Annotated in this window: 13 protein-coding genes; 9 read left to right on the top strand and 4 right to left on the bottom strand. The window is 74.2% G+C overall.

Translation table 11 applies throughout. The features are described from left to right. Positions 1-26 precede the first annotated feature (26 nt). The 4 genes from FB558_RS38945 to FB558_RS38930 form a co-directional block, all read right to left on the bottom strand. Positions 27-1,253 carry an NAD(P)/FAD-dependent oxidoreductase gene (locus FB558_RS38945; protein ID WP_142063458.1) on the bottom strand — a complete coding sequence of 409 codons (1,227 nt, stop codon included), beginning with the start codon at positions 1,251-1,253 and terminating at the stop codon, positions 27-29. 34 nt (positions 1,254-1,287) lie between these two features. Then, positions 1,288-2,067, bottom strand: a complete 780-nt coding sequence (locus tag FB558_RS38940; RefSeq protein WP_142063455.1) for a SigB/SigF/SigG family RNA polymerase sigma factor — start codon at positions 2,065-2,067, stop codon at positions 1,288-1,290. Continuing rightward, entirely contained in the window at positions 2,064-2,504 is a 441-nt protein-coding gene (locus FB558_RS38935) for an ATP-binding protein (protein WP_142063452.1), read from the bottom strand. The genes FB558_RS38940 and FB558_RS38935 overlap by 4 nt, the downstream gene beginning before the upstream one ends. A gap of 77 nt (positions 2,505-2,581) precedes the next feature. Then, positions 2,582-2,977 (bottom strand): STAS domain-containing protein, encoded by a 396-nt coding sequence (locus tag FB558_RS38930; RefSeq protein ID WP_142063449.1) that lies wholly within the window; start codon positions 2,975-2,977, stop codon positions 2,582-2,584. 228 nt (positions 2,978-3,205) lie between these two features. Between FB558_RS38930 and larE the strand changes: the two genes are divergently transcribed. The 9 genes from larE to FB558_RS38885 all read left to right on the top strand — a co-directional run. After that, positions 3,206-4,036: an ATP-dependent sacrificial sulfur transferase LarE gene (gene larE / locus FB558_RS38925; RefSeq protein WP_211367172.1), complete on the top strand. Its 831-nt coding sequence runs from the start codon at positions 3,206-3,208 to the stop codon at positions 4,034-4,036. Beyond that, positions 4,033-4,701, top strand: a complete 669-nt coding sequence (gene larB / locus FB558_RS38920; protein ID WP_142063446.1) for a nickel pincer cofactor biosynthesis protein LarB — start codon at positions 4,033-4,035, stop codon at positions 4,699-4,701. The genes larE and larB overlap by 4 nt, the downstream gene beginning before the upstream one ends. Next, positions 4,698-5,816 carry a nickel pincer cofactor biosynthesis protein LarC gene (gene larC / locus FB558_RS38915; RefSeq protein ID WP_142063443.1) on the top strand — a complete coding sequence of 373 codons (1,119 nt, stop codon included), beginning with the start codon at positions 4,698-4,700 and terminating at the stop codon, positions 5,814-5,816. The genes larB and larC overlap by 4 nt, the downstream gene beginning before the upstream one ends. 190 nt (positions 5,817-6,006) lie before the next feature. Next, on the top strand, positions 6,007-7,083 hold the full coding sequence (locus FB558_RS38910; RefSeq protein ID WP_170231763.1) for a four-carbon acid sugar kinase family protein: 1,077 nt from the start codon (positions 6,007-6,009) through the stop codon (positions 7,081-7,083). After that, positions 7,080-8,078 (top strand): 4-hydroxythreonine-4-phosphate dehydrogenase PdxA, encoded by a 999-nt coding sequence (pdxA, locus tag FB558_RS38905; protein WP_142063437.1) that lies wholly within the window; start codon positions 7,080-7,082, stop codon positions 8,076-8,078. Before FB558_RS38910 ends, pdxA begins: the two co-directional genes overlap by 4 nt. Continuing rightward, positions 8,075-9,382 (top strand): nickel pincer cofactor-dependent isomerase, group 22, encoded by a 1,308-nt coding sequence (locus FB558_RS38900; RefSeq protein WP_142063434.1) that lies wholly within the window; start codon positions 8,075-8,077, stop codon positions 9,380-9,382. The genes pdxA and FB558_RS38900 overlap by 4 nt, the downstream gene beginning before the upstream one ends. Beyond that, positions 9,373-10,920 (top strand): UxaA family hydrolase, encoded by a 1,548-nt coding sequence (locus FB558_RS38895; protein WP_246107087.1) that lies wholly within the window; start codon positions 9,373-9,375, stop codon positions 10,918-10,920. Before FB558_RS38900 ends, FB558_RS38895 begins: the two co-directional genes overlap by 10 nt. Continuing rightward, positions 10,896-11,684 carry an SDR family NAD(P)-dependent oxidoreductase gene (locus FB558_RS38890; protein ID WP_211367171.1) on the top strand — a complete coding sequence of 263 codons (789 nt, stop codon included), beginning with the start codon at positions 10,896-10,898 and terminating at the stop codon, positions 11,682-11,684. The genes FB558_RS38895 and FB558_RS38890 overlap by 25 nt, the downstream gene beginning before the upstream one ends. Next, on the top strand, positions 11,681-12,658 hold a 978-nt coding region (locus FB558_RS38885; RefSeq protein WP_211367170.1), incomplete at its 3' end, for a dihydroxy-acid dehydratase domain-containing protein. The genes FB558_RS38890 and FB558_RS38885, both read left to right, overlap by 4 nt.

The raw sequence follows: 12,658 nt of genomic DNA, 5'->3' as shown, positions 1-12,658 counted from the left end.
GACGAGAGTGCCGTTCGTCGCGGTCGTCATCCACTCAGGGCGGCGGCCGTCTCCCGGGCCTCGGCCAGCGCGGCGTTCGCCGCCACCAGCGGGCGGTAGCGGGCCACGAGGCGGGCGGCGCCGAAACCGGCCACGCCCACCACACGCTCGCCCGCCGTGTACGCCGCCACGGTGCCGCGCACCGGTCCGTCGTCGAGGCCCGTGCCGTGCAACGGGACCAGCCCGTCGGCCAGCTCCGGGCGGCCGAGCACCTGGATCTTGAGCCCGAACTGGTCGGACCAGAAGTAGGGCACCGTGCGCGGCGGGGGCGGTGCCCCGATGATGTCGCGGGCCACGACGGCGCCCTGGTCGGTGGCGCTGGTCCAGTGCTCGTGGCGGTGCCGGTCGCCGTGCGCGGGGTCGTCCCACGCCGCGACGTCGCCGACCGCCCACACCGCGTCCAGCCCGTGCACCCGCCCGTCCGGCCCGCAGTGCAGGCCCCGGCTGCCGTCGACACCGGCGCCGTCGAGCCAGCCCAGGTGCGGGGCGCCCCCGATGCCGACGACCGCGACGTCGGCGACGACCCGACCGCCGCCGGCGAGCTCGACCGCCACACCGGCGGGCACGTCGGCGAAGCCGGTGGTGGTGGCCGAGGTCCGCAGGTCGACGCCCGCCTCGGTGAGCAGCCGGCCGGCCAGCGCGCCCAGCTGCGGGCCGAGGGCGTGGGCCGACGGGGCCGGCAGCGCCTCCAGCACGGTGACGTCGAGGCCGCGGCCGCGGGCGGCGCTCGCGACCTCCGCGCCGATGAACCCGGCGCCCACGACGAGCAGCGAGCCGGCGCCCTCCAGCGCGGACCGCAGGGCGAGGGCGTCGTCGAGCGTGCGCAGCGTGTGCACGGCCGCGGGCTGGCCGGGGAGCGCCCGCGCGACGAGCCCGGTGGCGATGACGACCGCGTCGCCACGCAGGGCGGAGCCGTCGGCCAGCTCCAGCTCGTGCCCGCCCGCATCGGGCCGCAGCGCCACGGCCGGCAGGCCCAGGTGCAGCCGGACGCCGAGCTCCTCGACGGTGTCGGGGCCGGCCAGCACCGTGCGCTCCGCGTCCCACTCGCCGGTCAGCAGCTGCTTGGACAGCGGCGGCCGGTCGTACGGGGCGTGGTGCTCGGCGCCGACCAGGCTGATGCGTCCCTGGTAGCCGGCGGAGCGCAGTTGCTGGGCGGTGCGCAGCCCGCCGAGCCCCGCCCCGACGATCACCACGTGCTGCGGCTGATCGGTCATGACGTCCCCCTCGCCGGCGATTGTGGCGGAGGGCTCAGCCGACGCGGGTCTCGGGGTCCAGCCGCGTGCGCAGCCGGTCGAGGGTCTGGGCCAACAGCCGGGACACGTGCATCTGCGAGATGCCGACGCGGTCGGCGATCTGCGTCTGCGTCATGTTGCCGAAGAAGCGCAGCAGCACGATGGTGCGTTCGCGCTCGGCCAGCTCGGCCAGCACCGGTCGCAGCGCCTGCCGGAAGTCGACGCGGTCGAGCTCCGCGTCGGCCTCGCCCACCAGCTCGCCGACGGTGGCGCTGCCCTGCTCGGAGGACAGCATCTCGTCGAGGGAGGAGCTCCGGTAGGCCTCCGACGCCTCCAGCCCCTCCAGCACCTCGGAGACCGGGACCCCGAGGCGCTCGGCGATCTCGGTGGGCTTGGGTGCGCGCCCGAGGCTCTGCGACAGCTCGGAGACCACCCCGTTGATGGAGACGTGCAGGTCCTTCAACCGGCGCGGCACCCGCATCGACCAGCCGAGGTCGCGGAAGTGCCGCCGCACCTCGCCGCTGATCGTCGGCACCGCGAAGGAGAAGAAGTCGGTGCCGCGGTCGGGCGAGTACCGGTCGATCGCGTTGATCAACCCGACGGTGGCGACCTGCACGAGGTCGTCGAGGGGCTCGCCGCGGTTGGAGAAGCGGCGGGCGATGTGCTGGGCCACCGGGAGGAATCCCCGCACCAGCTCCTCGCGCAGCGCCTCCCGCTCCGGGTCGTCCGGACGGAGCGTGGAGTAGCGCTCGAGGAGCGGGGAGAGATGACCGTACTCGGGGTCGGCTCGGGTCACCGCAGTACGTCGCCGGAGCGCTTGTCCAGCCGGATCCCGACGGTCGGTGTGGAGTCCGGGCGGCCGGGGTCGTGGTGGACGGACACCTCGTCGGCGAGCGTCTGCAGCACCCGCCAGCCGAAGGTGTCGGTGGAGACGACCGCTTCGGCGTGCTTGGTCTGCACCTCGGCGTGCACCTCGATCCGCTCGGGGCGCACCAGGAACGTGCAGTGCAGCCACGAGGTGGGCGACGCGACGTCGACGAGCGTGGCGCACGCCTCGTCCACGGCCATCCGGAGGTCGGAGATCGCGTCGAGGTCGAAGTCGGCACGTGCGGCCAGGTCGGAGGCGACGGCGCGGATCGTGGGGATCAGTGCGGCGCTCGCCGACGTCCGGACCTCCACGGTCGATGCCCCGTCGAGCGCGTCGGCGGGCGAGGGGGAGGACAGGTCCGACACGCTGCCGGGTCTCCTTCCGGTGGTTACGAGGACGTCCTGCACGTGCGGGTTCATCTTGCTACCCGCGGGGCGACGGTTCAATCGCGGCCCCCGGTCGCGGCTGCCACGTCGCCGTGCAGGTCGAAGAGCTGCCCGGTACCGGTGATCTCGATGGGCCTGCGGACGGCCCTGGTGGGGACGACGAGCCGCAGCCGCAGCCCCCGCTCCTCGGCGCGGTGCGCGGCGGAGATCAGCACCGCGAGCCCGCTCGAGGCGAGGAACCGCACCTCGGACAGGTCGACGACGAGGGTCTCGCCCGGCGCGGCGAGCAGTTCGTCGGTGGCCGCGGTGAACGCGGGCGCGGTGAGCGTGTCGATCTCGCCGCGGACGCTGAGCAGCACCGTGGCGGGTTCGGGTCGGGAGATCGTGGTGTCCAGGAACTCCGAGGCGGATGCGCCTGCCACGCCCGGTCCGGGCTGGACCGTCTCGCCCATCGTTCACCTCCGGCTGGTCGAACTCGGTGTGGACCGGCGCCGACCGACCCGTCCGGGCAGCCGGACGAGCCCGGGCCGCACGGCTGGGTTCTCAACCGCGACGACGGCGCCGACCTTACCGTGCGGGATCGCACACGGGGGGCAGGCGGGGACGACCACCACCACAGCCACCACTGCGACCGCGGCCACGATCGCGGATCCGGGCGGCACGACATAGGGTCTCGCCTCGTGGTGCCCGAACGGTCGGTCGATGTCCTGCTGGCAGCGCTGCGCGCGCGCCTGCGTCGCGAGGAGCGGGTGCTCGTGGCGTACTCCGGTGGCGTCGACTCGGCCCTCGTGGCCGCAGTCGCCGCCGAGGAGCTGGGCGAACGCGCCGTCGCCGTCACGGCGGTGTCGGCCAGCCTGCCGCGCAGCGAACGCGCTGCCGCACGCGCGTTCGCCACCGAGCGCGGGATCGCGCACGTCGAGGTCGCCACCGACGAGCTGGAGCGGCCCGAGTACGTCGCCAACGGCGGGGACCGCTGCTACCACTGCAAGTCGGCCCTCTTCGACGCGCTCGCCCCGTTGGCGGCGCTGTCCGGCGCGCGGATCGCGCTCGGCACGAACGCCGACGACCTCGGGGACCACCGGCCCGGCCAGGCCGCGGCGGCGGCCAGGGGTGCGATCGCGCCGCTGCTCGACGCCGGGTTCGGCAAGGCCGAGGTGCGGTTGGTCAGCGACGCGCTGGGCCTGGTGACGGCCGCGAAGCCGGCGGCGGCCTGCCTCGCGTCGCGGGTGGCCTACGGCGACCCGGTCACCGCGGAGGTGCTGCAGCGCGTGGAGCGGGCCGAGGAGGCCGTGCGCGCGCTGGGCTTCCCGGTCTGCCGGGTGCGCGCCCACGGTGGCGGCGCGGTGGCGCGCGTCGAGGTGCCCGCCGAGGACGTGTCCCGGGCCGCAGGCCTGCGCGGCGAGCTGGACGCGGGCGTCCGCGCGGCGGGGTTCGAGTTCTGCGCGCTGGATCTGCAGGGGTTCGCCAGCGGGCGGATGAACGTCCTGCTGGGCATGCCGGGTGCGCGATGACGCGGGGGTTCGAGGACCTCGGGTACGCGCGCCCCGACACCGACCGGGAGGCGCGCATGGGCCTGCCCGAGGTCGTCTACGGGCCCGGCAAGACCTCCGAGCAGGTGATCGGTGTCGTGCGGTCGCTGCTGGCGGGCAACGAGGGCCCGGTGCTGGTCACGCGCATCGACCCCGACGACGCGGCCGCGGTCACCGCCGCCGTCGCGGGTGGGCGCTACGACCCCGTGGCCCGGCTGCTGGTCTGGCGGCCCGCGGCGGAGCGGCCGTTCGAGGTGGTGGTGGTCGCCGCGGGCACGTCCGACGGGCCGGTGGCCGCGGAGGCGGCCGCCGTGGCCCGCGCGATCGGGCTGCGCGTGCGCGAGGTGCACGACGTCGGGGTGGCCGGTGTGCACCGGCTGCTCGCCGTGGTCGACGAGCTCGCCGCGGCCGACGCCGTGATCTGCGTGGCCGGGATGGAGGGAGCGCTGCCCAGCGTCGTCGGCGGCCTGGTGGGCTGCCCGGTGATCGCGGTGCCCACCTCCGTCGGCTACGGCGCGGTGCTCGGGGGCGTCACCCCGCTGCTCGCGATGATCAGCTCCTGCGCGGCGGGCGTGGTGGTCGTCAACATCGACTCCGGCTTCGGCGCCGCGGTGGCCGCGCACCGGATGGCGGTCGCCCGCCGGTGATCGTCTGGCTCAACCCGTTCAGCGGAATCTCCGGCGACATGCTGCTCGGCGCGCTCCTCGACCTCGGCGCCCCGCTCGACGGCGTGCGCGCGGCCGTGGCCCGCACCGGGCTGGACGGCTGGGAGCTCACCGCGGAGCCCGTCACGCGCGGTGGGCTGGCGGCCACCCGGGCCGTGGTCACGGTGACCGACACCGCCACCGAGCGGCGCGCCGCCGAGCTGCTCGCCCGCATCGAGCGCGCGGACACCGGCGTCGCCGCGGCGGCAGTGCGCGCGATCGCCGACGTCGAGGCGCGCATCCACGGCGCGGACCCGACCGAGGTGCACCTGCACGAGATCGGCGGGCTGGACACCGTGGTCGACACGGTGGGGGTCGCCGCGGCGCTCGACCTGCTCGACGTCACCGAGGTGGTGTGCGGGCCGCTCGCGCTCGGCTCCGGCACCGTCGCCACCCGGCACGGGGTGCTGCCGGTCCCGGCGCCGGCCACCGCGGCGCTGCTGGCCGCGGCGGGCGCGCCGGTCGTCGGCGCGGGCGACGGGGAGACCGTCACGCCCACCGGCGCCGCCCTGCTCGTCGCGGCCGGGGCGAAGTTCGGACCGCTGCCGGCGATGACGCTGCGACGCGTCGGCTACGGGGCGGGCGGGCGCGACCCGCACGACCGGGCCAACGCGCTGCAGGCCCTGCTCGGCGAGGCCACCGGCGCCGTCGAACGCCTCGTGCTGCTGGAGACCAACGTCGACGACGTCACCGGCGAGGTGCTCGGCCACCTCGTCGCCCGGCTGCTCGACGCCGGCGCGGCGGACGCCTGGCTCTCCCCGATCGTGATGAAGAAGGGGCGCCCCGCCCACACCGTGCACGTGCTCGTCGCGCCCGAGCGGGCGCCCGCGTGCGAGCGGCTGGTGCTCGCCGAGACCGGGAGCCTGGGGCTGCGCCGCTCGCCCGTGGACCGCGCCGCGCTGCCGCGGCACACCAGCACCGTCGAGGTGGAGGGGTACCCGATCCGCCTCAAGCACGGCCCGTGGGGCACGAAGCCCGAGCACGACGACGTGGCCGCCGCGGCGGTGGCGCTCGGGCTCCCGCTCCGGGAAGTGACGCGCCGCGCCCTCCAGATCTGACGTCTCCGCTCGGCCTCCCGGGTCCGGAGGGTCAGGAAAGCCACATTCATGACCCTGGGGTACAGCAAAGTGGCTTTGCTGCCCCTCGGCGGCCGCCGAACCATCAGATGTCAGAGGGGTCTCGTTGACGGGGTCCCCCGGCCCATTTAGCCTCGGTGGCGTCGCGCAGGGACGGGAGGCATCGGTCGCAGTGGCTTCCCTCGGCACCGTCCGCCGCCTTGCCGTCGTCGCCGACGACCTCACCGGCGCGGCCGACGCCGCTGCCCCCTTCGCCGCCCACGGGTTCACCGTCGCCGTCGCGCTGGGCGAGCAGCTGCCCACCGCCGACGTGGTGGCCCTGAGCACCGACAACCGCGGGCGCCCCGCGGCCGAGGCCCGCGAGCGCACGCACCGCGCGGTCGGCCGGGTGCCGGACGCCGAGCTGCTCTTCGTCAAGATCGATTCCACGCTGCGGGGACAGGTGCGCGCCGACGTCGAGGGCGCGCTGGCGGCATGGGGTGCCGCGACGGCGATCGCCACCCCGGCCTTCCCCGCGCAGGGCCGCGTCGTGCGCGACGGCGCCCTGCTCGTGCACGGCGAACCGACGGTGCCGCAGGTGGCCGCGCTGTTCCCGGACGGCGTCGAGGTCGTCGACGCCGAGAGCCACGACGCCCTGCTGGCGCTGGCGCGCAGGCTCGCCGACGGAGGATCGGTGGCGATCGGCTCAGGCGGCCTCTCCCGCGCGCTAGCCGAGGTCCTCCCCCCTCCGCCGACCTGCCGACGAACGGCACTCTCGTCGGTCCCTAGCCGACGAGAGTGCCGTTCGTCGGTCGAGGCTGGTGTGCTGCTCGTGGTGGGCACCCCGCATCCCACGACGCGGGCGCAGCTCGCTCCGCTCGGCGCCGACCTCGTGACCACGGCCCCGGCGGCCGTCTCCGCGTTGCGGGCAGGGAGGCGGGCCGTGCTCACCTGCGAGCCCGACGGGCCGGTGGACCCGGAGAGCCCGGCGGCCGTGGCGCTCGGTGCCGGGCTGGCCGCCGCCGCCGTCGCCGTGCTCGACGCCGTGCCGGGCACCGGCCTGGTGCTGACGGGCGGGGCCACGGCCCTCGCCGTCGCCGACGCGCTGGGCGCCACCGAGCTGCGCCTGCACGGCGAGGTCGTGGCCGGGCTCCCGCTCGGCGTGCTGGTCGCGGGGCCCCGGCGGGTACCCGTGGTGACGAAGTCCGGCGGGTTCGGCGCTCCGGACGCGCTGACCCGCGCTGCAGAAGCTCTGGAGGCGTGCGCATGAGACCACTGCTCGGGCTGACCGTCGGAGACCCGGCCGGGATCGGCCCCGAGGTCGTCCTCGCCGCGGCGCGGGACCCGCGCGTCGCGGCCGCCCGGCTGCTCGCGATCGGCAGCATGGAGGCGTTGCGGTCCGCCGCGTCGGTGGTGCCGGACGCCCCGGCGCTGCGTGCGGTGGCCTCGCCGGCCGAGGCCCGGTTCGAACCCGGCACGCTGGACGTGGTCGTCGTGCCGTCGGACCGGCCCGTCCCGGTCGGGAAGCTCTCGGCGGAGGCCGGGAAGATCGCCTTCGACGGCGTGGCGCACGCCGTGGAGCTCGCGCTGGCCGGCGACATCGACGGCATCGTCACCGCGCCGCTGAACAAGGAGGCCATCGCGCTGGCCGGGCACCCCTACCCCGGTCACACCGAGATCCTCGCCGAGCTCACCGGCACCACCGACTTCGCGATGATGCTCACCGCGCTCAAGCTGCGCGTCGTGCACGTCACCACCCACGTCGGCATCCGGAAGATGCTGGAGAAGGTCACCACCGAGCGGGTGCTCACCACCGTCCGGCTCGCCGACCGGGCCCTGCGCGACATGGGCATCGAGCGGCCCTCGGTCGGGGTGGCCGGGCTCAACCCGCACGCGGGCGAGGGCGGCCTCTTCGGCGACGAGGAGCAGACGACGATCACGCCGGCGATCGAGCGGGCACGCGCGGAGGGGATCGACGCCACCGGCCCGTGGCCGGCGGACACGCTGTTCGGCCGCGCCGTGGCGGGCGACTTCGACGTGGCGATCGCGATGTACCACGACCAGGGCCACATCGCGGTGAAGGTGCTCGGCTTCGAGACCGGCGTGAACGCCACGATCGGGCTGCCGATCGTGCGCACCAGCGTCGACCACGGCACGGCGTTCGACATCGCCGGCACCGGCAAGGCGAGCGCGGACAGCATGGTGGAGGCGGTGTTGGTGGGCGCATCGATGGCGAGCGCCCGTAAGGAGGCGGCGGCGTCATGACCACTCATCTGGGTCCGTTCGAGGCCGTCCGCGGCCTGACCTACGACGTCGCGTTCCCGCGGCTGCTGCCGGTGCGGCAGCGCTTCGACCCCACGCAGGTCACCGACGTCGCCGCGGCCACCGCGGCCGCGCTCGAGCCGCTGCGCGCCCGGATCCGCCCCGGGATGACCGTCGCGATCACCGCGGGCAGCCGCGGCATCCACGACAAGCCGGCCGTCGTCCGCGCGGCCGGGGAGTGGCTGCGCGCGGCGGGCGCGGAGCCGTTCGTCGTGCCCGCGATGGGCTCGCACGGCGGCGCGACCGCCGAGGGCCAGGTCCAGATGCTCGCCGACCTCGGGATGACCGAGGAGCGGCTCGGCATGCCGATCCGGGCCACGATGGAGACGGTCGAGATCGACCGGCTGCCGGACGGCCCGGCCGTGCACCTGGACGCCAACGCCGCCAAGGCCGACGGGATCCTCGCGGTCAACCGGGTCAAGGCCCACACCGACTTCCAGGGCGAGATCGAGAGCGGCATCGCCAAGATCATCGCGATCGGCCTGGGCAAGCAGCGCGGGGCCGAGGGCATCCACCGGTTCGGGCCGTCCAACCTCGGGGTCTGGATCCCGCGGGTGGCACGGCGCATCGTCGACACCGGCAAGGTGCTCGGTGGCCTGGCCATCGTCGAGAACGCCAACGACCGGGCGGCGCGCATCGAGCTGCTGGACGCCCCGGACATCGCCGGGCCGGCGGAGACCGCCCTGCTCGCCGACGCCAAGCAGCGGATGGCGCGGCTGCCCTTCGACGAGATCGACGTCGCCGTGATCGACGTGATGGGCAAGAACTACTCCGGCGCCGGCATGGACACCAACGTGATCGGCCGGATGATGATCCGCGACAGCCCGGAGTTCGACCGCCCGAACATCCGCAACATCGCCGTGCTGGACGTCAGTGACGCCTCGCACGGCAACGCCGTGGGTCTCGGGCTCGCCGACTTCGTGCCGTTCCGGCTGCTCGAGCGCATCGACCTGCGCAGCGTCTACATCAACGCGATGACCTCGGGCCTGGGCGGCCCGCAGCGCGCGCAGATCCCGATGGCGTTCGCCACCGACCGGGACGCGATCGCGGCGGCCGTGCAGACCTGTGGACGGCCCGACCCGGCGGCGGTCACGATCGTGCGCATGCGCAACACCCTCGACCTGGAGCACCTGCTGGTCTCGGAGTCGTTGCGCCCCGCGGTCGACGACAACCCGAACCTGGAGATCATTTCAGACGCCGTTCCGATGGCGTTCGACGAGGAGGGACGGCTTCAGCCGTGGCAGTGACACCGGTCAGTATCGGAAGGCGCGGGGAGCCGAGCGTTCGGCTGCACGCCGCCGACAACGTGGTGGTGGCCGCCCGGGCCCTCGCCGCGGGCACGACCGTGGACGGGGTGACGCTGCGCCGGGACGTGCCGGCCGGGCACAAGATCGCGGTGGCGGAGATCCCCGTCGGGGAGCCCGTGCGCAAGTACAACCAGATCATCGGGTTCGCCTCCGCGGCGATCGTCCCCGGCGACCACGTGCACACCCACAACGTGGCGTTCCAGGCGTTCGAGCGCGACTACGCGGTGGGCGCCGACGTCACCCCGGTCGAGTACGTCCCCGAGGCGGAGCGCGCGACGTTCCAGGGCATCGTGCGGGCCGACGGCAAGGTCGCCACGCGCAACTACCTGGGCATCCTGACCTCGGTCAACTGCTCGGCCACCGCGGCCAAGATGATCGCCGACCAGTTCCGGCGGCCCGGGCTGCTCGACGACTACCCGAACGTCGACGGCGTCGTGGCGCTCACCCACGGCACCGGCTGCGGCATGGCCGACGACGGCGAGGGCATCGCGGTGCTGCGCCGCACGCTCGCCGGCTACGCCGAGCACCCGAACTTCGCCGGGTTCCTGATGCTCGGGCTGGGCTGCGAGGTCAACCAGATCCGGGGTGTCTCGCAGGGCTGGCGGCTCGACCCGTCCCGGCCGGTCGAGACGATGACGATCCAGGAGCAGGGCGGCACCGTCGCCACGGTCCGCGCGGCGGTCGAGGCGCTCAAGGCGATGCTGCCCAAGGCCAACGAGGTCACCCGCCAGACCGTCCCGGCCAGCGAGCTCGTGCTGGGGCTGAACTGCGGTGGCTCCGACGCCTACTCCGGCATCACCGCGAACCCGGCGCTCGGCGCGGCCGTCGACCTCCTGGTGCGCCACGGCGGCACCGCCGTGCTCGGCGAGACCCCGGAGGTCTACGGCGCCGAGCACCTGCTCACCCGCCGGGCGGTGAGCCCCGAGATCGCCGAGAAGCTGGTCGACCAGATCCACTGGTGGGAGGCCTACACCGCCAAGAACAACGGGTCGATGGACAACAACCCCTCGCCGGGCAACAAGGCGGGCGGGCTCACCACGATCCTGGAGAAGTCGCTCGGCGCGGTCGCGAAGGGTGGCACGACCAACCTCACCGGCGTGTACGGCTACGCCGAGAAGGTCACCGCCAAGGGCTTCACGTTCATGGACACGCCCGGCTACGACCCGGTGTCGGTCACCGGCATCATCGCGGGCGGGGCCACCGTCATGTGCTTCACCACCGGTCGCGGGTCGGTGCTGGGCACCAAGCCGACGCCCAGCATCAAGCTCGCCACCAACACCGAGATGTACGAGCGGATGTCCGGCGACATGGACGTCAACTGCGGCGTGATCCTCACCGACGGCGAGTCGGTGGAGGCGGTGGGGGAGCGGCTGTTCCAGTTCATCCTCGACACCGCCTCCGGACGCAAGACGTTCAGCGAGGAGCTGGGCTTCGGCCAGGAGGAGTTCGTGCCGTGGCAGCTCGGGGCGGTGATGTGACGGTGCTCGACTTCCACGACCAGGTCGTGCTCGTCACCGGGGCCGGCAGCGGGATCGGCGCCGCCGTCGCCGAGGGCTTCGGCCGGCACGGCGCGCACGTCGTCGTGCACTACGGGCACAACCGCGAGGGCGCGGAGAAGGTCGCGGGCACGATCCAGGAGGCGGGCGGCGCCGCGTCGGTCGTCTCCGCGGACCTGTCCTCGGCCGCGGGTGCCACCCAGCTGGTCGACGACGTCGTGGCCCGCCACGGCCGGCTCGACGTGCTGGTCAACAACGCGGGCGACCTGCTCGGGCGCACCCCGATCAGCGAGATGACCGACGAGCACTTCGCCCGGGTCATGGACCTCAACATGACGTCGGTGTTCGCCGCCTGCCGGCAGGCGATCCCGGCGATGAAGGCCCGGGGCGGCGGCGCGATCGTCAACCTCACCTCCATCGCGGCCCGCACCGGCGGGGCGGGCGGCTCGGTCGCCTACGCCACGAGCAAGGGCGCGGTCAGCACGTTCACCCACGGGCTGGCCAAGGAGCTGGCGCGCGACGGCATCCGCGTCAACGCGGTGGCGCCGGGCGTCATCACGACGCCGTTCCACGAGCGCCACACCTCGGCGGAACAGATGGACGCGATGGTCGCCGGCATCCCGATGGGGCGCACCGGCACCCCGGAGGAGTGCGTCGGCACGGTGCTGTTCCTCGCCTCGCAGGCGATGAGCGGCTACGTCACCGGTCAGGTGATCGAGGTCAACGGAGGGCAGCTCACACCATGACCCCTGATAAGCGCGCACTGCGCAGCCAGGCGTGGTTCGACAACCCGGACAACCCGGGGATGACGGCGCTCTACATCGAGCGGTACATGAACTGGGGCCTCACCCGCGACGAGCTGCAGTCCGGGAAGCCGATCATCGGGATCGCGCAGACCGGATCGGACCTCTCGCCGTGCAACCGCCACCACCTCGGGCTCGCCGAGCGGACGCGCGAGGGCATCCGGGAGATGGGCGGGATCGCCTTCGAGTTCCCGGTGCACCCCATCCAGGAGACCGGCAAGCGGCCCACCGCGGCGATCGACCGCAACCTCGCCTACCTCGGGCTGGTCGAGGTGCTGCACGGCTACCCGCTCGACGGCGTCGTGCTCACCGCGGGTTGTGACAAGACGACCCCGGCGCTGCTCATGGCCGCGGCCACCGTCGACATCCCGGCGATCGTGCTGTCCGGCGGTCCGATGCTCAACGGCTGGTACAACGGCGAGCGCACCGGCTCCGGCACGATCGTCTGGAAGGCCCGCGAGATGCTGGCCGCCGAGGAGATCGACCAGGCCGAGTTCGTGGAGATGGTGGCGTCCTCGGCGCCCTCTCCCGGGCACTGCAACACGATGGGCACGGCGTCCACGATGAACGCACTCGCCGAGTCGCTCGGGATGAGCCTGCCGGGCTCGTCGGCGATCCCGGCACCGCACCGCGACCGCGCCCGCAACGCGTACCTGACGGGGCGGCGGATCGTGGAGATGGTGCACGAGGACCTCAAGCCCTCGGACGTCATGACGCGCGAGGCCTTCGAGAACGCCATCGTGGTCAACTCCGCGATCGGCGGCTCCACGAACGCGCCCATCCACATCACCGCCGTCGCCCGGCACGTCGGCGTGGACCTGCCGATGACCGAGTGGCAGCGGATCGGGTTCGACGTCCCGCTCATCGTGGACCTGCAGCCGGCGGGCAAGTACCTCGGCGAGGAGTTCCACCGCGCG

The organism is Pseudonocardia kunmingensis (assembly GCF_006716445.1).
GTDB lineage: Bacteria > Actinomycetota > Actinomycetes > Mycobacteriales > Pseudonocardiaceae > Pseudonocardia > Pseudonocardia kunmingensis.
The sequence above is the reverse complement of the archived record's forward strand: the minus strand, read 5'-3'. Positions and strand labels throughout refer to the sequence as shown.

Bases quoted from the DNA above. Each gene is read 5' to 3' on its own strand.
- FB558_RS38945 (WP_142063458.1), bottom strand. From the start codon at position 1,253: ATGACCGATCAGCCGCAGCACGTGGTGATCGTCGGGGCGGGGCTCGGC.
- FB558_RS38930 (WP_142063449.1), bottom strand. From the start codon at position 2,977: ATGGGCGAGACGGTCCAGCCCGGACCGGGCGTGGCAGGCGCATCCGCC.
- larB (WP_142063446.1), top strand. From the start codon at position 4,033: ATGACGCGGGGGTTCGAGGACCTCGGGTACGCGCGCCCCGACACCGAC.
- pdxA (WP_142063437.1), top strand. From the start codon at position 7,080: ATGAGACCACTGCTCGGGCTGACCGTCGGAGACCCGGCCGGGATCGGC.
- FB558_RS38900 (WP_142063434.1), top strand. From the start codon at position 8,075: ATGACCACTCATCTGGGTCCGTTCGAGGCCGTCCGCGGCCTGACCTAC.